The sequence below is a fragment of the Nakamurella flavida genome, assembly GCF_030811475.1.
Lineage (GTDB): Bacteria > Actinomycetota > Actinomycetes > Mycobacteriales > Nakamurellaceae > Nakamurella > Nakamurella flavida.
The window spans coordinates 431,177-452,090 of the sequence record NZ_JAUSQV010000001.1 but is presented as its reverse complement, the minus strand read 5'-3'; the positions used below and the strand labels follow the sequence as shown (position 1 = coordinate 452,090).

18 protein-coding genes are annotated in these 20,914 nt (G+C 72.6%); 6 read left to right on the top strand and 12 right to left on the bottom strand.

What is annotated here, in order from left to right:
• Positions 1–38: 38 nt before the first annotated feature.
• From J2S58_RS01965 to J2S58_RS01950, 4 genes are all read right to left on the bottom strand, one after another.
• The gene (locus J2S58_RS01965; RefSeq protein WP_205255334.1) at positions 39–1,598 is read right to left on the bottom strand and encodes an ABC transporter substrate-binding protein; all 1,560 of its coding nucleotides are present in this window, start codon (positions 1,596–1,598) and stop codon (positions 39–41) included.
• A gap of 120 nt (positions 1,599–1,718) precedes the next feature.
• Positions 1,719–2,987 (bottom strand): SPFH domain-containing protein, encoded by a 1,269-nt coding sequence (locus J2S58_RS01960; RefSeq protein ID WP_205255333.1) that lies wholly within the window; start codon positions 2,985–2,987, stop codon positions 1,719–1,721.
• Positions 2,988–2,992: 5 nt separating this feature from the next.
• Positions 2,993–3,424, bottom strand: a complete 432-nt coding sequence (locus J2S58_RS01955) for an NfeD family protein (RefSeq protein ID WP_205255332.1) — start codon at positions 3,422–3,424, stop codon at positions 2,993–2,995.
• Positions 3,425–3,502: 78 nt separating this feature from the next.
• The gene (locus tag J2S58_RS01950) at positions 3,503–4,339 is read right to left on the bottom strand and encodes a DUF3097 domain-containing protein (protein ID WP_205255423.1); all 837 of its coding nucleotides are present in this window, start codon (positions 4,337–4,339) and stop codon (positions 3,503–3,505) included.
• Between the two features lie 196 nt (positions 4,340–4,535).
• Between J2S58_RS01950 and J2S58_RS01945 the strand changes: the two genes are divergently transcribed.
• On the top strand, positions 4,536–5,303 hold the full coding sequence (locus J2S58_RS01945; protein WP_205255331.1) for a hypothetical protein: 768 nt from the start codon (positions 4,536–4,538) through the stop codon (positions 5,301–5,303).
• A 124-nt stretch (positions 5,304–5,427) separates the two neighbouring features.
• Here J2S58_RS01945 and J2S58_RS01940 read toward each other — a convergent pair whose 3' ends face one another.
• The 8 genes from J2S58_RS01940 to J2S58_RS01905 all read right to left on the bottom strand — a co-directional run bounded on the left by J2S58_RS01940 (position 5,428) and on the right by J2S58_RS01905 (position 13,325).
• Positions 5,428–5,613, bottom strand: a complete 186-nt coding sequence (locus J2S58_RS01940; protein ID WP_205255330.1) for a CsbD family protein — start codon at positions 5,611–5,613, stop codon at positions 5,428–5,430.
• Between the two features lie 179 nt (positions 5,614–5,792).
• Positions 5,793–6,611, bottom strand: coding sequence for an enoyl-ACP reductase FabI (fabI, locus tag J2S58_RS01935; protein ID WP_205255329.1), 819 nt, complete (start codon positions 6,609–6,611; stop codon positions 5,793–5,795).
• A 92-nt stretch (positions 6,612–6,703) separates the two neighbouring features.
• Positions 6,704–7,435 carry a 3-oxoacyl-ACP reductase FabG gene (gene fabG, locus J2S58_RS01930; protein WP_205255328.1) on the bottom strand — a complete coding sequence of 244 codons (732 nt, stop codon included), beginning with the start codon at positions 7,433–7,435 and terminating at the stop codon, positions 6,704–6,706.
• A gap of 155 nt (positions 7,436–7,590) precedes the next feature.
• Positions 7,591–8,616: a VWA domain-containing protein gene (locus tag J2S58_RS01925; protein WP_205255327.1), complete on the bottom strand. Its 1,026-nt coding sequence runs from the start codon at positions 8,614–8,616 to the stop codon at positions 7,591–7,593.
• Entirely contained in the window at positions 8,613–9,662 is a 1,050-nt protein-coding gene (locus J2S58_RS01920) for a DUF58 domain-containing protein (RefSeq protein ID WP_205255326.1), read from the bottom strand. Before J2S58_RS01920 ends, J2S58_RS01925 begins: the two co-directional genes overlap by 4 nt.
• Positions 9,662–10,702, bottom strand: coding sequence for an AAA family ATPase (locus J2S58_RS01915; protein ID WP_240188315.1), 1,041 nt, complete (start codon positions 10,700–10,702; stop codon positions 9,662–9,664). Before J2S58_RS01915 ends, J2S58_RS01920 begins: the two co-directional genes overlap by 1 nt.
• A gap of 290 nt (positions 10,703–10,992) precedes the next feature.
• A complete protein-coding gene (gene mobA / locus J2S58_RS01910) occupies positions 10,993–11,577 on the bottom strand; it encodes a molybdenum cofactor guanylyltransferase (RefSeq protein ID WP_205255325.1) in 585 nt (194 codons plus the stop codon).
• Positions 11,574–13,325 carry an NlpC/P60 family protein gene (locus tag J2S58_RS01905; RefSeq protein WP_205255324.1) on the bottom strand — a complete coding sequence of 584 codons (1,752 nt, stop codon included), beginning with the start codon at positions 13,323–13,325 and terminating at the stop codon, positions 11,574–11,576. The genes mobA and J2S58_RS01905 overlap by 4 nt, the downstream gene beginning before the upstream one ends.
• Positions 13,326–13,750: 425 nt before the next feature.
• Between J2S58_RS01905 and J2S58_RS01900 the strand changes: the two genes are divergently transcribed.
• From J2S58_RS01900 to J2S58_RS01880, 5 genes are all read left to right on the top strand, one after another.
• Positions 13,751–14,260, top strand: coding sequence for a hypothetical protein (locus tag J2S58_RS01900; protein ID WP_205255323.1), 510 nt, complete (start codon positions 13,751–13,753; stop codon positions 14,258–14,260).
• A gap of 339 nt (positions 14,261–14,599) precedes the next feature.
• On the top strand, positions 14,600–16,255 hold the full coding sequence (locus tag J2S58_RS01895) for a hypothetical protein (protein WP_205255322.1): 1,656 nt from the start codon (positions 14,600–14,602) through the stop codon (positions 16,253–16,255).
• Between the two features lie 237 nt (positions 16,256–16,492).
• The gene (locus J2S58_RS01890; RefSeq protein WP_205255321.1) at positions 16,493–19,357 is read left to right on the top strand and encodes an aconitate hydratase; all 2,865 of its coding nucleotides are present in this window, start codon (positions 16,493–16,495) and stop codon (positions 19,355–19,357) included.
• Between the two features lie 38 nt (positions 19,358–19,395).
• A complete protein-coding gene (locus tag J2S58_RS01885) occupies positions 19,396–19,956 on the top strand; it encodes a TetR/AcrR family transcriptional regulator (RefSeq protein WP_205255320.1) in 561 nt (186 codons plus the stop codon).
• Positions 19,953–20,453, top strand: a complete 501-nt coding sequence (locus tag J2S58_RS01880) for a hypothetical protein (RefSeq protein WP_205255319.1) — start codon at positions 19,953–19,955, stop codon at positions 20,451–20,453. The genes J2S58_RS01885 and J2S58_RS01880 overlap by 4 nt, the downstream gene beginning before the upstream one ends.
• Positions 20,454–20,914 lie beyond the last annotated feature (461 nt).

Genomic DNA, 20,914 nt, shown 5'->3' with positions numbered 1-20,914 from the left:
CCCGGTGCGCCCGCTGGGCCGGGTCGACACGGCGGTGCTCAGCCCACGGAGACGGTGGTCAGGTCGAACGACTCACCGATGGCGTTCTGCGGTAGACCGCGGACGGACGCGTCGGCCACCACCAGGTTCGGGAACGACCACAGCCACGCCGCCGCCGCGTCCTGGGTGATGGTCTCCATCGCCGCCCGGTAGTCGGCGACGTACTCCTCCGGAGTACCGGCGTCGCCGGCGGCGAACAGGTCGCGCACCTGGGCGTTGTCGTACCGGGTGTAGTACGCAGGATCGCCGAAGATGGTGGAGATGTCCCGCGGCTCGACGTGGTTGACGATCGTCAGGTCGTAGTCGGCCTGCCCGAAGACCTGGTCCAGCCACACCGGGAAGGTCACCGAACTGGCCTCGACGGTGATGCCCGCCTCGGCGAGCTGGGAGACCACGATCGCCCCGGCGGCCTGCGCGTACGGGACCGGCGGCAGCTTCAGGGTCAGCCGGAGGTCACTCTGCCCGGCCTCGGCGAGCAGGGCGCGGGCCTTGGCCACGTCGTGCGGGTACACCCCGGTCAGGTCGGTGAACCACGGGTCGGTGGGCGCCTCGTGGCCGCCGATCAGGCTGCCGTACCCGCTCCAGGCCCCGTCCAGGATCTGCTGCCGGTCCAGCGCGTAGCTGATGGCCTGCCGGACCCGGACGTCGGAGAGCGGGGCCCGGCCGTTGTTCATGGCCATCATCACCTCGCCGTTGGTCGTGCCCTCGATGACCTGGTAGCGGGTGGTGTCGGCGAACTGGGCCAGCGACTCCGGCGTCTGCACCGCGGAGATGACCTGGATGCCGCCGGTGAGCATGGCGTTGTCCATGGCCGCCGGATCCTGGAAGTAGCGGAAGGTGGCCGTGGCCAACGCTGCCGGGGTGCCCCAGTACGTCGGGTTGCGGGTGAGCACGATCTGCTCGCCGCGGTTCCACGACCCGAAGGCGTAGGGCCCGGTGCCGATGGGGGTGGTGGCGAGATCGGCCACGCCCGTCCGGGAGAACATCGCGCCGATCCGGGTGGTCATCCGGAACAGCCAGGAGTTGCTCGGCTCGGTCAGGGTGACGGTCAGCTCGGTGTCGCTGGTGGCCACGGCACTCGCGACGACGTCCATCCCCGCCTTGACCGCCGGCTTCCAGTCGGCCTTGACCCGGTCGATGGAGAAGGCGGCGTCCTGCGCGGTGAACGGGGCGCCGTCGGAGAAGGTGACCCCGCTGCGCAGCTGGAAGGTGTAGGTCAGCCCGTCCGGGGAGACCGTCCAGCTCTCGGCGAGCTTGGGCACGATGGCGCCACTCTGGTCCTGGCTGACCAGGGTCTCGTACACGTTGTCCAGCAGCACCTGCGGGATGGCGGCCCCGTCGGCCTGGGTGAAGTCCAGGCTCCCCGGCTCGAGGACGAACCCGATGGCCAGTGACGCGTCCGCCGGTGCCGGGGGCGAGGCGGACCCGCTCGACCCGGCGGTGGTTCCGGCCGTCGGCTCCTGGACCGACGAGCCCGCCGAGCATCCGGCGAGGACGGTCAGGGCAGTGATCGCGGCGGCGACCAGCGGGTGGAAGCGGTAGCGCGTCCTCGGCGTCATCGACGTCCCTTCGTGCCCCGCCCGGAGCCGGGCGGGTGGCAGAGATTGCGCGACATCATGGCATCGCGACACCCCTGCCACCCGCACCGAACAGCTGAGACCCTGGCCACTCCGGCCGGATCAGCCGGCGGGCGGTGCCGCCGGGTCCGGGCCGGCGGCGATCTGCGGCGCGGCGTCCGAGGTCGCCGGGGCGGACACCGGGGCGCCCAGCACCGGCTGGGGCGGATACCGCAACTGGGCGTCGATCTCGGCGCGGGACTTTGCGGCGAGCGCGGCGTCCTTGTCCTCGATGCTGATGGCCGCCTCGCGTTCGGCCGCCCGCACCGCCTCGGCCACCTCGTCCGCACTGGTCCCGCCGAACCAGTCGGCCACGTCCTCGTCGTCCGCGGCCGGACTGCTCGCCGGGGCGTCCTGCGTCGTCGACGGCTCGTACCGGAACACGCCGTCGTCGCCCTTGGCCCCCAGCATCTTCGCGAACCCCTCGAGGGAGGAGGAGAACTCGCTGGGGATCACCCACACCTTGTTGGAGTCGCCCTTGGCCATCTCGGGCAGGGTCTGCAGGTACTGGTAGGCCAGCAGCTCGGGGGTGGGCTTGCCCGCCTTGACCGCGGCGAAGACCTTCTCGATGGCCTTGGCCTGCCCCTGGGCCTGCAGGTACTGCGCGGCCCGCTCGCCCTGAGCGGTGAGGATGCGGCGCTGCCGCTCCCCCTCGGCCTGCAGGATGGCGGCCTGCTTGGCTCCCTCCGCGGTCAGCACCGCGGCCTGCTTCTGCCCCTGGGCCGTCTTGATGAAGGCCTCGCGCTGGCCCTCGGCGGTCAGGATCATGGCGCGCTTGTCGCGATCGGCGCGCATCTGCTTCTCCATGGAGTCCTGGATGGACAGGGGCGGGTCCACCGCCTTGAGCTCCACCCGGGCGACCCGCAGGCCCCACTTGCCGGTGGCCTCGTCCAGTACGCCGCGCAGCTGCCCGTTGATCGCGTCGCGGCTGGTCAGCGTCTGCTCGAGGGTCATCCCGCCCACGACGTTGCGCAGGGTGGTGGTGGTGAGCTGCTCGACGGCGACGATGTAGTTGGCGATCTCGTAGACCGCCGACCTCGGGTCGGTGACCTGGAAGAACACGACGGTGTCGATGGACACCGTCAGGTTGTCCTCGGTGATCACCGGCTGGGGCGGGAACGAGACCACCTGCTCCCGCAGGTCCACGCGGGCCCGGATGCGGTCCACGAAGGGCATCAGCCAGAGCAGGCCGGCGTTGCTCGTCTTGTTGAACCGGCCCAGGCGTTCCACCACGGCCGACTGCGCCTGCGGGATGACCTTGACCGACCGGACGACGAGCAGCACCACCAGCACGGCGATGATCAGAGTGACGATCAACAACGGATCAGGCATCTTCTCTACGGCCCCCAGATCACGACCGCGGTGGCTCCGCGGACCTCGACGACGGTGACCGGCGTACCGGGGGTGAGGGGTCGGTGTCCGTCCATGCCGACGGCCGACCACACCTCCCCGCCGATCTTCACCTGACCGCCGTCGGCGTCCACAGTGGACACCACGGTGGCCTTGCCGCCGATCAGTGCACCGGCACCCGTCTGCAGGGTGGGCGTCCGGTTGAAACGCTTGAGCAGGTACGGCCGCGCCCCGACCACCAGCAGCAGGGACGTGAGCGCGAAGGCGAGCAGCTGCAGCCAGAGCAGGTCCGGCGCGAACAACGCCACCCCGCCGGCCGCGAGCGCCCCGCCGCCCAGCATGAGCAGCACGAACTCCGCGCCCATCGCCTCGGCGATCGAGAGGAGAACGGCGCCGCTGAGCCAGATCCAGGCGGGCATGTCCCCCACTGTGCCAGAACCGTCCGACGGGCCCGGGGGGTGCGAGCAGGCGTGATCAGGACGTGATGCGGGCGCCCGTCAGCCGGTGACGAAGTCGATGAGCCGTTCCACGGCGGTGATCAGCGGGGTGTCCAGATCGCGCACGGTGCGCACCGAACCGTTGATCCGTCCCCACATGGTGATGGGGTCGCTCACCCCGAGCTGCCGGCACACGCCGGTCTTCCAGTCCTGCCCGCGCGGGACGACCGGCCACGCGGCGATGCCGACGGCACCGGGCCGGACGGCCTGCCAGATGTCGATGTAGGGGTGGCCGGTCACCAGCACGTACGGGGAGCTGACGGACGCCGCGATGCGCGACTCCTTGGATCCGGCGACGAGGTGGTCGGCCAGCACCCCGACCCGGCGGTCGGTGCCGGGCCCGAACTCGGCCAGGGCGGCCGGCAGGTTGTCCAGGCCGTCCAGCGGCTCCACGACGATGCCCTCGACCCGCAGGTCGTGGCCCCAGACCCGCTCGACCAGGGCGGCGTCGTGGATCCCCTCCACCCAGATCCGGCTCGCCCGGGCGGTCCGGGCGCGCAGCCCGGCGACCTCGACCGATCCGGAGGCGGACCGGCGCGGACCCGCGGGGGCGGCGGTGGGCCGCACCAGGGTGGCGGGGCGGCCGTCGACCAGGAACGCGCCGTCCTCCAGGGGGAACACCCGGCGCCGTCCGTGCCGGTCCTCCAACGTCACCGCGGAGGACGTGCAGCTGACGACGGCTCCGCAGAAGCCGGAGAGCGGGTCCTCCGCGACCACGTCCGGCGTGGCCGGCACCCGGTCCGGAGCGCGGCGGGCCCGGGGGGCGGCCAGCACGTCCCGGCCGTACCGGTCGCCCGCGGGGGGCGGGACCGGCGGTGGGCCGGCAGCGGTCGGCAGGCGGCGGCGAGGGGGCGGGGAGCCGGTCACCCGGGGCACGGTACGGGCCGGAGGCTCCGCCCGGGGGGAGGCGACGCGTCGGGTCCGCCGCCCCGTCCCCCGGGCTCCGTCCCGGCCCGTCCCCCGCGCTCCGTCCCGGCCTGTCACCCGGCCGCAGGAAGCCGGACCGTCGGTGAGGTGCCGTACCGTTGAGCGCATGTCGAGCGTCCACGCCGCCACCACGGTGGCCGTCTGGGCCGCCGCGTGGCAGGCAGGCTGCGCCCCGGACGATGTGCTGGCCGCGATCGACGGCGCAGGCCACCGCGCCGGGGTGCGCGCCGCCGGCCCCGAGGTGGCCGAGTCCACCGGTCTGCCCGGTCCCGGTTCCCCGGGTGCCGGTTCGGCCGCGCTGTTGCCCCTGCTGCGCGATCCGGCCGTGACCCTGCTGCTGCCCACCGCGGGTGACCTGCGCGGTCTCCCGGTGCGCGGGAGCATCGTGGTGCCCGCGCTGGACGCCGGGGCCGTGGTGTCGCTGCCCTCGGCCGGGCTGGCCCTCATCCCCCAGGACGGTTTCTGGCGGGTGTATCCGTGCACCGGCTCGCACCCCGCGATGGGTCTGCGCGAGGCCCGCACCCTGCTCGACCAGGCGGTGGCCGCCGCCACCGCCACCCTGGTCCAGCTGGACGTGGCCCGGGAGTCCCCCGCCGTGCACGACCGCATCCGCGGTCTGATGCTGGCCGAGGCGGTCGACTTCCCGCCCGGCACACCGCGAGCCGCATCGGAACTGCTGGCCACCGTCATCTCGCTGGAGGCGGTGCTGATCGCCGCCGGCCACCACGAGACCGGGGCGGTCAACAGCCACCAGCTCGCCGTGGTCGACGACGCCCTGCGGCCGTTGACCATGGCCGTGCGGGAGGGCCGGCGCGCCGCGGTCGCGGCCACCGTGCACGCCTTCACCGGTACCGGGGTCCGCACCGGCTTCTGAGCCGCCCCGCACCCGGCCCCCGCGGGGACCTCCCACGGGACTGCGGATCAGTGCGTCACGCAGAACGGGCCGGGCCCGGGACTCTCGTCCCGGACCCGGCCCGTCGTGTGCGCTACAGGTCGGATCAGCTGCCGAAGACGTCCTTGGCCGTGTCCTTGACCTTCTCGCCGGCCTGCTTGGTGTTGGCGGAAGCCTGGTCGGCCTGGCCCTCGGCCTGGAGGCTCTCGTTGTCCGTGAGCTTGCCGACGCCCTCCTTGACCTTGCCCAAGGCCTCTTCGCCGGCGTTCTTGATCTTGTCACCCAGGCTCATGATGCTTCCCTTCGGTCGTTCCGGACCCACATCCCTGCAGCCCGGCGATGTCGGTGTCGCTGTGGGACCGGACCGTCCGGTGGACGTCCTGGCCCCGCGCAAGACGATACACAGCGTCTGATTTGTGAACACCCTGTGATCGATGGAAATCCGGTGCATGTCGCACCGCGCGGAACGGATCAGTCGGCGGCGGGCTCGGTGGCGGCCCGTCGGGCCGCGAAACCCTGGGAGTGGAAACCGCCGTCCACCATGACCATCGACCCGGTGGTGGCCGGGAAGAGGTCGGACAGCAGGGCCACGCAGGCCCGGGCGACCGGGGTCGGATCCGAGGTGTCCCAGCCCAGTGGTGCGCGGTCGGTCCACGCGTCCTCCAGATCGCCGAAGCCGGGGATGGACTTGGCGGCCAGGGTCCGGACGGGTCCCGCGGAGACCAGATTGACCCGGATCCCCTGCGGGCCGAGATCGCGGGCCAGGTACCGGGAGGTGGACTCCAGGGCGGCCTTGGCCACGCCCATCCAGTCGTAGGCCGGCCACGCCTGGCGGGCGTCGAAGTCGAGCCCGACGATGCTGCCGCCCGCGCTCATCATGGGCAGGGCGGCGACGGCGAGAGCCTTGAGCGAGTACGCCGAGGCGTGCACCGTGGTGGCCACGTCCTCCCAGGTGGTGTCCAGGAAGACGCCGCCCAGGGCGGTGGCCGGGGCGAACCCGATGGAGTGCAGCACGCCGTCCAGGCTGGGCACGTGCTCCCCCACCCGCGCGGCCAGCGAGGACAGCTGCGCCTGGTCGGTGACGTCGAGCTCGACCACCGGGGCGGGCTGCGGGAGCCGCTTGGCGATGCGCTCCACCAGCGAGAGCCGGCCGAACCCGGTGAGCACGACGGTCGCGCCCTGCTCCTGGGCCAGGCGGGCGGTGTGGAAGGCCATCGAGGCCTCGGTGATGACGCCGGTGATGAGCAGGTTCTTGCCGGCCAGCAGGCCGGTGCCGAGGTGATCGGTCATGCGGTGAGGTCCTTGTCTGTCGGGGGTCGGGCGGCCCGGGGGGTCCCGGTGCCCGAGGGGGTGGTGATCCGGCGGGTTCGCGGTCCGGGAGGTCAGTGGCCCATGCCGAGACCACCGTCGACCGGCAGGACGGCCCCGGTGATGTAGGCGGCGGCGTCGGAGGCCAGGAAGGCCACGGCCCCCGCCACCTCGTCGGCCTCGGCGTACCGGCGTAGGGGGACCTGCTCGACGATGGCCTTGCGGCGGTCGTCCGGCAGACCACGCGTCATGTCGGTGTCCACGAACCCCGGGGCGATCACGTTGGCGGTGATGTTGCGGGACCCGAGCTCGCGCGCGACCGACCGGGCCAGGCCGACCAGTCCGGACTTGGACGCGGCGTAGTTGACCTGCCCGGCGCCGCCGGACAGCCCGACCACCGAGCTGATGAAGATCATCCGGCCCCACCGCTTGCGGAGCATGCCGCTCGCGGCGCGCTTGGCCACCCGGTAGGCGCCGGTGAGGTTGGCGTCCACGACACCGGTGAACGATTCCTCGGACATCCGCAGCAGCAGGGTGTCGTCGGTGATGCCGGCGTTGGAGACCAGTACCTCGACCGGGCCCTGGGCGGCCTCCACGGCGGAGAACGCGGCATCCACCGAGGCGGCGTCGGTGACGTCGCACAGCACACCGGACAGGCCCTCGGGGGCCTCCCCGGAGCGGTGGGTGACCGTCACCCGGTGGCCCGCGGCGGCCAGATGGCGGGCGATGGCCAGTCCGATCCCCCGGTTGCCGCCGGTGACGAGCACCGAACGGGACGGCGGGGACGGCTTCTCGGCACTGCTCACGGGTACTGCCTCCACCGGTGGGGCCTGGACTGCGCACCGCCCGGTCGGCGATGCCCGCCGCAGACCCTATCTGCCGGGCTCCGGGCGCGATCGTCGCCCGCGCCGGGGAGCGGCTCCGGGACGCCGGACCCCGGCGTCCGGTCGCCCGGACGGGGTCAGGGGATGCGGCCGCCGATGACCAGTGCGGCGCCCGCACCCAGCACGACGATGATCGTCCCGGCGATGAGCCAGGGTCGGGAGACGTCCTTCTCCTGGGTCTCGTAGCCGATCTGCTCGCCGAGCTCGGCGTACACCGACTTGAGTTCGGCGGTGGTGGCCGCGGTGTGGAAATCCCCGCCGGAGATCTGCGCGATCTCCTGCATCGACGCGGTGTCCAACGGGACCGGGATCCTCTCGCCCTGGAAGTCGATCGAGCCGTTGTCGGTGCCGAAGGCGATCACCGAGACCGGGATCTTCGCGTCCGCCGCGCGCTGGGCCGCGTCCTGCTCGGTCCGCCCGACGGTGCGCTTGCCGTCGGTCATCAGCACGATGCGGGCCGGCACGGTGGTCGGAGCCTCGGCGCCGTCCTGACTGCTGCCGTCGGGGGTGCTGCCGTCCGCGGTGGGCGCCTGCGCGGTGGCTCCGGCTCCGGCCAGGGTCCGGGAGAAGGACTCGATGGTCTGCAGGCAGGAGATGATCGCCTCCCCGGTGGCCGTGCGTTCGTCCAGCTTCAGCGACGCGATGGCGGCCTTGGCCGCGGCCCGGTCGGGGGTCGGCGCGACCAGCACGGTGGCGATCCCGGCGAAGGACACGATGCCCAGGTTCACCCCGGGCGTCAGATCGTCCACGAACTGGGTCGCCGCCTCCTGGGCGGCCTCCAACCGGTTCGGCGAGACGTCGGTGGCCTCCATCGACAGGGAGACGTCGATGGCCAGCATCACGGTGGCCTCGTTCCGGGGCACCTTGGCCTCGGCGGTGGGCCCGGCCAGCGCAACGGTCAGGGAGATCAGGCCGACGAGGACCAGCGCGGTGGGCAGATGCCGACGACGCCCCGGTCGCCGTGGCGCCACCCGCTCGAGCAGCTCCAGGTTGGCGAACCGCAGGGTGTGCCGGCGGGAGCGGCGCTGGGCCAGCACGTAGCCCACGAGCAGCAGCAGGACCAGGGCTCCGGCGGCGAACCAGACAGGGTGGGCAAAGCTCATGCCACGGTCCTGCCCGGTGCGGTCCCGCCCGGCCGGTCCGTCGTCGATCCCGGGCCGGACGGGGTGGCGCCGGTCCACCCCCGTTTGCGGCCGATGACGAACCGGAGCATGTCGGCCACCCAGTCCCCGTCCGTGCGCAGTGTCAGCTGGGCCGCGCCGGCCCGCCGGACGGCCGAGGCGACACGGGCCCGGTGCTCGGCGGCCTCCCGGGCGAAGGCGGCCCGCAGGGCCGGCGTCGTGTCGACCTCGCGCGTGCGGCCGCTCTCGGGGTCCTGCAGGGTGACGGTCCCGACCGCGGGCAGCTCGAGGTCGCGCGGGTCCAGCACCTCGATGGCCACCAGGTCGTGGCGGCCGGACAGGGCGCGCAGCGATCGCTCCCAGTCCACCGGGCCGATGAAGTCGGAGATGACCACGGCCAGACCCCGGCGGCGGGGCGGTCGGCGCAGCTGCTCGATGGCGGTCACCAGGTCGGCGCGGTCGCCCGGGGCACTGCGGGGAGCGCCGGCCAGGGTCCGGAGCAGGTACTGCAGATGGGGTCGACCACCGCGGGCGGGGATGCGGAGCAGGCCCGGCCCGGCGGCGACCACGGCGCCGATGCGGTTGCCGCCCCCGCGGGTGAGGTGTCCGACGGCGGCGGCAGCCGCGACGACCAGGTCCCGCTTCTCGCAGCCGACGGTGCCGAAGTCCAGGGACGCCGACAGGTCCGCGACCAGCCACGTCTCCAGCTCGCGGTCGGCCACCGTCTGGCGGATGTGAGCCTCGGTCGTCCGGGCGGTCACCGACCAGTCCATCCGGCGGACGTCGTCCCCCGGGTGGTAGGGCCGGGCATCACCGGGCTCGCTCCCCGGGCCGGGAACCAGGCCGAGGTGGTTGCCCTGCAGGACCCCGTCCAGTCGGCGGCGCACGACCAGCTCCAGGGAGGCCAGGGCGGCGTCCAACCGGTCCGGGTCGGCGGTCGACGGCGGCTGTCCGGGTCGGGGTCCGGGGTCCGTCGCCGCCCCGGCCGCCTCCGGGTCCGGGAGCCCGACCCCGCGCCGACCGAACATCAGGCGACCCCGGGCTGGACGTACGGGCTCACCTGCGGCAGCGGGATGGCCTGGAGCAGCCGCTCCAGGATCGCGTCCACCGGCACGCCGTCGGCCAGGGCGTCGTAGGAGAGCACGAGGCGGTGACGCAGCACGTCCGCGGCCACGTCGATGACGTCCTGGGGCACGACGAAGTCCCGCCCCCGCACGAGGGCCAGTGCCCGGGCGGCCGCGATCATCCCGAGGGAGGCGCGGGGTGACGCCCCGTACGACAGCCACCCGGCCACATCGGTGAGTCCGTGCTCGGCCGGGGTGCGCGTCGCGAAGACGAGCCGCACCACGTAGTCGACGAGCGAGTGGTGGACGAACACGGACGCGGCCACCTGCTGCAACCGGACGAGCTCGGTGACCGGCAGGATCTGCCCGGCCACCGGCGGTGTCCCGCCCATCCGGTAGATGATCTCGCGCTCCTCGTCCGGCTCGGGATAACCCACCAGCAGCTTGAACAGGAACCGATCGCGCTGGGCCTCGGGCAGGGGGTACACGCCCTCGTTCTCGATGGGGTTCTGGGTGGCCATGACCAGGAACGGGTCGGGCATCGGATAGGTGACCCCGCCGATGGAGACGTGCCGCTCCGCCATGACCTCGAGGAGGGCGGACTGCACCTTGGCCGGGGCGCGGTTGATCTCGTCGGTGAGCACGAAGTTGGCCACCACCGGGCCGAGTTCGGTGTCGAACTCCTCGCGTCCGGCCCGGTAGATGCGGGTGCCGAGGAGGTCGGACGGGACCAGGTCGGGGGTGAACTGGATGCGGGAGAAGGTGCCGCCGACCACCCGCGCGAAGGTCTCCACGGCCAGGGTCTTGGCCACCCCGGGAACGCCCTCGATGAGCAGGTGTCCGCGCGCCAGCAGCCCGACGAGCATCCGCTCGACGAGCCGGTCCTGACCGACGATGACGCGCTTGACCTCGAACACGGTCCGTTCGAGCAGCGCCGCGTCGGCCCGGGGAGTGCTGGGCCCCGCAGGTGAGCCGGCCGGGCCGCCCGGTCCACCGCCCGCCATCCCCCCGGTCGGACCACCGTGGCCCCCCGCAGCCGGCATACCCGTCGTGCCGTTGCCCGAACCCGTCACCCAGATCTCCTGATCGTCCGTGCCGGTCGTCGACCGCCACCGCGTGCCACTGCCCTTCATGGTGCCCGGCCCGGGAACCGGACCCGACCTCAGCCCGTCCGACGGCGGACAGCCGGCCCGCCGTGAGCTGCCGCAGTGACACCCGGCCCGAGCCGAACACACCGGACGTCGGGACGGGGTGAACGGCTTCGTCGACCCAACTTTCAACCTCTGGTAGAGGGTTAGGGCGTTGTGATCCCTCGCCATCGAGCCAGGTCAGCCGGGGTGTCCACATCTGCGGACTCCTCGGCGCCGCCGGCGACCTCGAGGACGGTCAGGGGGGCCAGGAGTCGGCGCAGGGCGATGTCGGTCCAGTCCCCGCGGGCCTGCACGGCCGTGCGCAACGCGCCCACCCGCCAGACGCCCAGCAGGATCTGACGGCGGCCGGCGGGATCGACGAGGACGACTCCGTCCCCCTCGCCGGTCAACGCGCCCGCCAGTCTGGCCACCACGGTCGGGGTGATCCCCGGGAGATCGGCGGCCAGCAGGGCGACGACCGCGCGCCCGGCGAGGTCGTCGATCAAGGGCAGGGCAGTGGCGACCGCGGCGGCGGGCCCGGAACCGGGCGGGTCCTCCCGCACCTGCCGACAGTGGGCGGGCAGGATCCGAGACGGCCCGACGACCACCGTCGGGACCGGCCCCACGGCGGCCAGGCATCGGTCCAGCAGGGATCGCCCGTCTTTCGTCAGTGACGGTTTGTCGACGCCGCCCAGTCGCCGGCCGGATCCCCCGGCGAGGACGACGGCCGCGTCCAGCACGCGGGTCACCCGGGGCGGACCGCTCCGATGTAGCCGCTGGTCCGCATGGTCGCGATGCGCACGACGCTGCCCGAGTTGGGCGCCTCGATGACCTGTCCCCCGCCGATGTAGATGGCGACGTGGTGGATCGTGCTCGGATCGGAGGTGTTGCGGGCGTAGAACACCAGATCGCCGGGCTGCAGCGCGCTCTGGGAGATCCGGGTCCCGCTGTTGTACTGATATCCGGAGTAGTGCGGCAGCGAGACGCCGACCTGCGCCCAGGCGTACAGGGCCAGACCCGAGCAGTCGAAGCCGATCTTGTTGTAGTCGCCGTAGCTGTCGGCCACGCCGCCGTCGCGGATGCCCCGCGACGGCCCTGAGGCGGTGCCTCCGCCCCAGGCGTAGGTGGTGCCGAGCCACTGCTTGGCCGCCTCCACGACGCGCTGGCCCCGGCTCGACGACGACGCGGAACTCACCGGTGCGGTCGCGACGGGTGCGGTGGAGCCGCCCCCGGAGGAGCCGGATCCGGAGGATGCCGGAGCACTGCTGGCCTGCCCCTCGCAGGCCACGCCGTTGCCATTGGGGTCCAGGGCGTTGCGGTACCCGTCCTCGCCCCGGTTCATCGGCGCGGCGCCGGCGTCGCGGGCGTCGTCGCAGGTGTCGAAGTAGGTGGGCGAGGGTGCGCTCGCGGCCGCGGCAGCCGCGGCGGCGGATGCCGCAGCCGCGGCACGGCTGGCGGCGAGTTGGGCGGCCTGCTGGGCGTCGGCGGCCCGCTGTTCGGCGGCGGCCCGCTCGGCGGCGGCCTGGCGGTCCGCGGCGGCCTGGGCCGCGGCGGCCGCAGCGTCGCGGGCGGCCTGTTCGGCGGCGGCCTGTTCGGCGGCGACCCGCGCGGCTTCGGCGGCCTGTCGAGCGGCCTCCTCCTCGGCCGCCTTCCGCGCGGCCTCCTCGGCCGCCACGCGGGCAGCCTCCTCTGCCGCCTTGCGGGCGGCTTCCTCCTCGGCGATCTTCGCCGCGAGCCACTGGTTGTACTCCTCGCGCTGCCCCTGCAGGGTGCCGGCGAAGGCGAGTGCCGCGTCGTACTCGGCCTGCTGGCGGCCGAGCTGGGCCTGCAGGGCGGCGAGCTGGTCCTGCCCGTCCTGGTAAGCCGCGGCGGCGCTCTGCTGGGCCGCGTCCGCGGTGGCCTTCGCCTGATCGGCCCGGGCCTGGGCGGCCTGGGCCTCGTCGACCGCGGCCCGGGCCGCGGAATCCAGGTTGGCCTTGGCGTTCCGGGTGGCCTCGAGCTTGGCCATCACGTCCAGCTGCGATGCGGAGATCTGGTCGAGCAGTTCTCGGCGCTGCAGGAGATCGGTCGCGCTGCCGGAATCCAGCAGGGCGGACACGGAGCCGAGGACCGAGCCCTGCCGGAAGGAGGCGGCGGCGAAAGCGGCGGCGTCCTGACGGGCCTTCGTGATGGCGGCGGCGGACTCGGCCGCGGTCGCCTGGGCGGCGGCCGCCGCGGCGGCGGCATCGGCCGCGTCGGCCTGGGCGATCTGGAGGTCGACGGCGGCCTTGTTGGACAGCTCGGCCTTCAGCTCGAGGTCCTGCTGCAACCGCTGGATGTCACCCTCGGTGCGCGAGACCACGCCGTCGAGGCGACCGACCTCGGCCGCGGCCTGGGTGGCCTGGTCCTGGCTGTCCTCGAGCTGAGCATCGGACGGGTTGTCCGGCGGCGGCGGGACCGCGGCGGCGGACGGCACCAGGGTGCTCGCCAGGATGGCGGCGCCGAGAACTCCACTCACGATGCGGGTGAAGCCTCTACGTGCGCGACTCGACGCTGCCACGTCACTCCCTTCGCTGCGCCTGTCGGCGCGATGTCGATCCGGACATGAGTTCGGACCGGCGGCATGTCAACTCGACACGCCAGGGAGCACCTTCTCACTCTGGCCCCCTTGTTGACCAGCAGTCCCGGTAAACCCTTGGTGCCCATGTGTAACAAATGCCCCGTCCGCGTGTCGCCTCCCCCCGGACGCCGAGATCCATCACTCTGCGTGACACAGGGAGGTCGTCCGCGCTGGGGGAGCTCCGCGTGTGGGCCACGACACCTGGGACACGCCCGTCGCCGCCTGGCCCGGGTTCCGGCCCGATGCCTCGCCGACCGCGGATCGCCGGGAGAACCGCGACCGGGATCGCCGGGAGAACACGGGGCAGCCCGCAGACTGATCCGATGACCGACAGCCGCCCCCTCGTCCGCTCCCGGACCGGCGCTCCGGCCGTCCTGCTCGTCCTGTCGTGCGCGCTGGTCGTGGCGGGCCTGTTCCTGCCGTGGCTGCGGTCGGGATCGGTCGAGCGCAACAGCTTCCAGGTGGCGGCGGTCATCGACCGGCTCGCTCTGGTCCGCGACAGTTCGCTGTCCTGGTTGCCCGACGCCTGGCCCGGAGTCGCGGTCGTCGTGCTGGTGCCGATCGCCCTGCTGGTGACCGGTCTGCGTCGGTGGGCCGGGGGGTGCGCGCTGACCGTCGGGGTCCTGACCCTGGGCCTGGGGGTGGCCACCCTGGTCCTCGGTTCCGGGAGGGCCGGCGCCGGGATCAGGCTCGCCCCGGCCGGGCCGGTGGTGCTCGCCCTCGGCGCGGCGGGTCTGGTGGTCACCGGCGTCCTACTGCTGGTGCGCGCCCGACCGATCGGGGCGAAGCCCATCCCCACGGGTGGTCCGGGGTCCCGGTCTGCTCCCGGGTGACCGACCGTCCGGAGCGACGGCGAGGGCTACGGCGGGCCGTCGATCCTCACGACGGTCGGGAGCTATCCGCTCCAGCGCTGTTCACCCGCGTGCGGAGTCCTCGCTCCGGCGACGCCACCGGCTCTTTCGGGTTGTTCTTCGGATCACCTGGCCGGTTGACAGCGGCGAGACCGGAGAATGTGACCGGCCGTGGGTGATCCGTGACCTCTTCCCCGGGAGAGCGAGCCACCCACGAACGGCACGGCACGGCCGGATCGACGGGGATCCGGGTTCCACCAGAACGCGAGTGCGACCAGGACAACGGTGCCCACCCGGCGCCCGAGGTGAGAAGGACAGCCCATGAGTGAGTACGGCCCGCCGAACGGTCCGGGACGCGAGAGCGATCCGCGCCGACCCGGAGACGGTCAGGGCACGCCGCCCGCCGGCTCCCAGGACCAGACCGGCCCGCTCCGCCTGCCCGCGAGTCAGCAGGGTGACGGCTCGGGATGGGCCGCCCCGAGCGCTGCGCCCGCCGCCGGCGCACCGGGCTGGTCGGGTGCGCCCGCCCAGCCGGACCCCCAGCAGGGCTGGCAGAACGCGCCGGGCCCGCAGGGCTGGCAGCCGCCCGCCGGCGCCCCGCAGGGATGGCAGAGCCCGCCCGCCGGCGCCCCCCAGGGCTGGGCGGGCGATCCCGCCGCACCGCAGCAGGGATGGGACCCGAACACCGGGCAGCCGACCTTCCAGCAGGACACCGAGCCCCCCAAGCAGAAGTCACGCGGGCCGATCCTGGTCATCGCGGCCGCCCTGGTCGCACTGCTGCTGGTCGGGACGGGGGTCTGGTACTTCGCCTACCGCGACACCAAGCCCGCTGCCGGCGCCTCCACGCCGCAGGCTGCGGTCGAGACCTTCGCCACCGCTCTGTCGTCCAACGACCTGGTCGGCATGGCCACCGCGCTGGATCCGGCCGAGGGGTCGGTCTACCAGGATTTCAACGTCGCGATCCTGGACGAGATGAAGCGACTCGAGATCATCAAGTCCGATGTCGAACCCAACTCCCTGACCGGGTCGACGATCACCGTGTCCGGGCTGACCTACGGGGCGACCACCACCCCGCAGCCCGATCACCTGGCCTTCGTCGAGGTCACCGGCGGGACCCTCACCGTCACCAGTGACCCGAGCAAGGTGCCGTTCACCGACAAGATCGACACCGCCCTGAGCGACGCCCTGGGTCCGCAGTGGGACGAGATGCAGGGTTCCGCCCAGACGCAGACCGTGAACATCGCCGACGCCACCCAGGAGCTGGGCCACCCGCTGCGCATCGCCACCGTGATGCGGGACGGAGAGTGGTACCCGAGCGTCTTCTACACGGTGGCCGGACTGGCCACCGATGCCGCCGGTCTGGCCCAGCCGACCGCGGCCGACACGATCCCCGCCGCCGGCGCCGATTCCGAGTCCGCCGCCGTGGACCAGCTGATCGCCGCGGCCACCGCGGGCGACCTGGAGAAGGTCATCGGGCTGCTCCCGCCGGACGAGATGGGCGTCGTGCACGACTACGGCAAGCTGCTGATCCAGCAGACCGGTGAGCCCACCGCCGAGGATCTCGGTGGCGTCGGGTTCAGCAACGCACAGTGGGACGTCACCGACGTGGCCGGTGGTCGCAAGGTCTCCCTCCTCAGCGCCGATGTGGAGACCCCCGAGGGCACCGTCACCATCACCCGGGACGTCGCCGCCGGGACGCTGACGATCAGCGGCATCCCGGACCAGCCGACCATCACCCTGGACGACGCCACCCTGGAGTCCTTGGCGAGCCAGATGGGCGAGGACCTCGACCCGCAGGTGCTGGACATCGTCAAGCGGGAGTTCAAGCAGCTGATCGGGCTCGGCGTGGTCACCACCCAGGTCGACGGCAAGTGGTACGTGAGCCCGATCCGCACCGGATCGGACGTGCTGATCTCGTTGATGAAGGGCCTGGAGCCGGCCGACATCGACTACTTCATCAGCCTCGCGGGGAACTGACCCGCCCACCCGCAGGGACCTGCCAGCACCGGCCGGCGGCCCGGACCGCACCCGCGGTCCGGGCCGTCGGCCGTGTGCGGGAGGATGCGCTCGATCGTGTTGCCGCTCTAACAGGACAAGCGTACTGTTTGATCTGGATCGCCTGCCGACGTCGGCGACGGTCCCGCTCCGCCCGAGGTCGTGCGCCGCCGCCGCTCGACCCGGTAACCGCCGCCGCGTGCCACCGAGGAGAGTGCCGTGCCTGCCGCCAGCAAGAACAGTTTCGCCGCCCACCAGACCCTGTCCGTGACCTCCGCCGACGGGGACCACGACTACGAGATCTACAAGATCAGCGATGTCGAAGGGCTGGAGAACGCGGCCAAGCTGCCGTTCTCGCTCAAGGTGCTGCTGGAGAACCTCGTCCGCACCGAGGACGGCGCGAACATCACCAAGGACCACATCCTCGCCCTGGCGAACTGGGATCCGACCGCCGAACCGGACACCGAGATCCAGTTCACCCCGGCGCGGGTGATCATGCAGGACTTCACCGGCGTGCCCTGCGTCGTCGACCTGGCCACCATGCGCGAGGCCATGGCCGACCTCGGCGGCGACCCGGACAAGATCAACCCGCTGGCCCCGGCCGAGCTGGTCATCGACCACTCCGTCATCGCCGACGTGTTCGGTCGTGCGGACGCCTTCGAGCGCAACGTCGACCTGGAGTACGAGCGCAACTTCGAGCGCTACCAGTTCCTGCGCTGGGGCCAGACCGCGTTCGACGAGTTCAAGGTCGTCCCGCCGGGCACCGGCATCGTGCACCAGGTCAACATCGAGCACCTGGCCCGCGTCGTCATGGACCGTGGGGGTGTCGCGTACCCCGACTCCTGCGTCGGCACCGACTCGCACACCACCATGGTCAACGGCCTGGGCGTGCTGGGCTGGGGCGTCGGCGGCATCGAGGCCGAGGCGGCCATGCTCGGCCAGCCCGTCTCCATGCTCATCCCCCGCGTCGTCGGCTTCAAGCTGACCGGCGAGATCCCGTCCGGCACCACCGCCACCGACGTCGTGCTCACGATCACCGAGATGCTGCGCAAGCACGGCGTGGTCGGCAAGTTCGTGGAGTTCTACGGCGAGGGCGTCGGGGTCGTCCCGCTGGCCAACCGGGCCACCATCGGCAACATGAGCCCCGAATTCGGCTCCACCGCGGCGATCTTCCCGATCGACGACGAGACCATCAAGTACCTCGAGCTGACCGGCCGTCCCGCCGCGCAGGTCGCCCTGGTCGAGCAGTACGCCAAGGCCCAGGGCCTGTGGCACGACCCGTCGCACGAGCCGGTCTTCTCCGAGTACCTGGAGCTCGACCTGTCCACGGTCGTGCCGTCCATCGCCGGGCCGAAGCGTCCCCAGGACCGCATCGAGCTGGCTGCGGCCAAGCCGGCGTTCCGCACCGCGGTGCACGACTACATCACCAACAACGCGGCCACCCCGGAGACCTCGGTCGACGAGTCGGTGCAGGAGACGTTCCCGGCCAGCGACCCGGCGTCGTTCTCCCCGGGCAGCGACCAGGAGGACGCCGACCAGCCCACGCTGACCACGGTGCACTCCGCGGCCTCGGGTGCCGACGGCCGGCCGAGCCGGCCGACCCGGGTGACCTCGTCCGAGTACGGCACGTTCGACCTGGACCACGGCGCCGTCGTCATCGCCGCGATCACCTCGTGCACCAACACGTCCAACCCGTCGGTGATGCTGGGCGCGGCCCTGCTCGCCCGCAACGCCGTCGAGCGTGGCCTGACCGTCAAGCCGTGGGTGAAGACCACCATGGCGCCGGGGTCACAGGTCGTCACCGACTACTACACCAAGGCCGGCCTGTGGCCGTACCTGGACAAGCTGGGCTACAACCTCGTCGGCTACGGCTGCACCACCTGCATCGGCAACTCCGGTCCGCTGCCGGAGGAGATCTCCGCCGCCGTCAACGAGGCCGACCTGACCGTGGTCTCGGTGCTCTCCGGCAACCGGAACTTCGAGGGTCGGATCAACCCGGACGTCAAGATGAACTACCTGGCCTCCCCGCCGCTGGTCATCGCCTACGCCCTCGCCGGGACGATGGACTTCGACTTCGAGACCCAGCCCCTCGGGCAGGACGAGCAGGGCACCGACGTCTTCCTGAAGGACCTGTGGCCCTCGCCGCAGGAGATCCAGGAGACGATCGCCAGCTCGATCAACAAGCAGATGTTCGCCGACAGCTACGCGGACGTCTTCGACGGCGGCGAGCGCTGGAAGGCGCTGCCCACGCCGACGGGCAAGACCTTCGAGTGGGACGCGGACTCCACCTACGTCCGCAAGCCCCCGTACTTCGACGGGATGCCCGCGCAGCCCACCCCGGTCACCGACATCGCCGGCGCCCGGGTGCTGGCCCTGCTCGGTGACAGCGTCACCACCGACCACATCTCCCCCGCCGGGGCGATCAAGGCGGACACGCCGGCCGGGAAGTACCTGACCGAGCACGGCATCGAGCGTCGCGACTTCAACTCCTACGGCTCGCGCCGCGGCAACCACGAGGTGATGATCCGGGGGACCTTCGCCAACATCCGGCTGCGCAACCAGCTGCTGGACGGGGTGCAGGGCGGCTACACCCGCGACTTCACCCAGGGCGAGGGCCTCGACGCGCCGCAGGCGTTCATCTACGACGCCGCGCAGAACTACGCCGAGCAGGGCACCCCGCTGGTCATCCTGGGCGGCAAGGAGTACGGCTCGGGCTCGTCCCGTGACTGGGCGGCCAAGGGCACCGCGCTGCTCGGCGTGCGGGCGGTCATCACCGAGTCGTTCGAGCGTATCCACCGCTCCAACCTCATCGGCATGGGCGTCATCCCGCTGCAGTTCCCGGCCGGGGAGAACGCCGCATCGCTCGGGCTCGACGGGACCGAGACCTTCGCGATCAGCGGCATCACCGGGCTGAACGAGGGCCGCACCCCGCGCACCGTCGCGGTCAGCGCGACGAAGGCCGACGGCACGGTCGTCAGCTTCGATGCTGTCGTCCGCATCGACACCCCCGGTGAGGCGGACTACTACCGCAACGGCGGCATCATGCAGTACGTGCTGCGCAACCTGCTGGCCGGCACGGCGTGACGGTGCGATCCGGCGCGGTCCGGCGCGGCTGAGCCCCGATGCCGAAGGTCAGCGCCGATCACCTGCTGGCGCGCCGACGGCAGATCCTCACCGGTGCCCGTGCCGCGTTCGCGCGGCACGGGTACGAGGGGGCCACGGTGCGGGTGCTGGAGGACGGGATCGGCCTGAGCCGCGGGGCGATCTTCCACCACTTCCCGGACAAGGAGTCGCTCTTCCTGGCCCTGGCCGTGGAGGACGCGGAGGAGATGGCCGCGACGGTGGCCCGACAGGGTCTGGTGCAGGTGATGCGTGACCTGATCACCGCACCCGACGCGGGCTGGCTGGGTACCCAGCTCGAGGTCTCCCGCCGGCTGCGCACCGATCCGGTCTTCCGGCACGGCTGGCAGTCCCGCACCGAGGCCATCGCGGCCGCCACCCGGGCCCGCCTGATCCGTCAGCGGGACGCGGGAGTGCTTCGCGCCGACGTCGAGATCGACGTCCTGGCCGGGTATCTCGCCCTGGTCCTGGAGGGGCTGGTGTCCCACCTGGCGGCCGGGCTCCCCGTCGGGCATCTGGCCGAGGTGCTCGACCTGGTCGAGGGGTCGGTCCGCGCACGGTGAGGCTCTCCCCCCACAGGACCGTGGTCTGGGCGGTGGTGTTGTTCGTCGCCGCGGTGGGGGCGCTGTCGGCGCTCTTCCATTCGTGGCAGTTCGTCGCCCAGATGGCGGGGACCTTCCTGGTGGTCCGCTTCGCCCTGTGGTGGCGCGATCGACCGGTGCGCAGATTGTCACCCAGGGGGCAGGAACGGTTCGCCGCTGTCATGCGGACCGGGGAGCCGAGCGGTGACCCGATCATCGACCGCCTGGCCATCCGCCGGCTCCGTCAGGACGCGAAGGACACCCCCCGCTCCCAACGGGTGGTCGCCATGCTGGGACTGGCGGCAGCGGCGGGCATCGAGGTTGCCGCGGCGATCGTGCGGACCCCGGTGTGGGCGGTGGCCGCTGTCGCGTCGGCGGTGACCCTGCTCTTCGTCGCCCGACGCCCGCCGGCATCCGCCCATCCGGCGGAGGGCCGATACGAGCGACTGCTGGCGGGGACGCCTCCGCACATCCACTGACCACGCCCGGCGCGGAGCGGGAACCCGTCGCACCCGACCGGGTGACCTCCCCCCGTCGGATGCTCGCGGACCTCAGCCGATTCTCCCCCGGGCCAGGATCGAACTCTGGCTACCCTGGGCGGTGGGCAGCAGCGGGGCGCGGCTCGACACTCGACCCGAGGAGACCGGTGATGCCGGAACACGACACGAACCAGCCGACGACGCACCCGGACTACCCGCGCCACCTCCCGGGACGCCACCCCCTCCGCCCGCGACCGGAGGTCGCGGAGTCGTGGCGGAGGTCGGCGCGTGCCGCAGGGGTGGCGGCAGGTCTGCTCGTCCGCATGGCTCGACAGCTGCGTCCCACGCACTGATCCGGTGCTGGCCGGACCTGGGCTCACCCAGCTGGGGACGGGCGCGGAAGAGGCACCGGTCCCCCGACGCACCGCGACCGCCGGGCCCCATGCATCCGGGCCCGGCGG

Bases quoted from the DNA above. Each gene is read 5' to 3' on its own strand.
- J2S58_RS01965 (WP_205255334.1), bottom strand. From the start codon at position 1,598: ATGACGCCGAGGACGCGCTACCGCTTCCACCCGCTGGTCGCCGCCGCG.
- J2S58_RS01960 (WP_205255333.1), bottom strand. From the start codon at position 2,987: ATGCCTGATCCGTTGTTGATCGTCACTCTGATCATCGCCGTGCTGGTG.
- J2S58_RS01955 (WP_205255332.1), bottom strand. From the start codon at position 3,424: ATGCCCGCCTGGATCTGGCTCAGCGGCGCCGTTCTCCTCTCGATCGCC.
- J2S58_RS01945 (WP_205255331.1), top strand. From the start codon at position 4,536: ATGTCGAGCGTCCACGCCGCCACCACGGTGGCCGTCTGGGCCGCCGCG.
- J2S58_RS01940 (WP_205255330.1), bottom strand. From the start codon at position 5,613: ATGAGCCTGGGTGACAAGATCAAGAACGCCGGCGAAGAGGCCTTGGGC.
- fabI (WP_205255329.1), bottom strand. From the start codon at position 6,611: ATGACCGATCACCTCGGCACCGGCCTGCTGGCCGGCAAGAACCTGCTC.
- J2S58_RS01925 (WP_205255327.1), bottom strand. From the start codon at position 8,616: ATGAGCTTTGCCCACCCTGTCTGGTTCGCCGCCGGAGCCCTGGTCCTG.
- J2S58_RS01920 (WP_205255326.1), bottom strand. From the start codon at position 9,662: ATGTTCGGTCGGCGCGGGGTCGGGCTCCCGGACCCGGAGGCGGCCGGG.
- J2S58_RS01915 (WP_240188315.1), bottom strand. From the start codon at position 10,702: ATGGCGGGCGGTGGACCGGGCGGCCCGGCCGGCTCACCTGCGGGGCCC.
- J2S58_RS01900 (WP_205255323.1), top strand. From the start codon at position 13,751: ATGACCGACAGCCGCCCCCTCGTCCGCTCCCGGACCGGCGCTCCGGCC.
- J2S58_RS01895 (WP_205255322.1), top strand. From the start codon at position 14,600: ATGAGTGAGTACGGCCCGCCGAACGGTCCGGGACGCGAGAGCGATCCG.
- J2S58_RS01885 (WP_205255320.1), top strand. From the start codon at position 19,396: ATGCCGAAGGTCAGCGCCGATCACCTGCTGGCGCGCCGACGGCAGATC.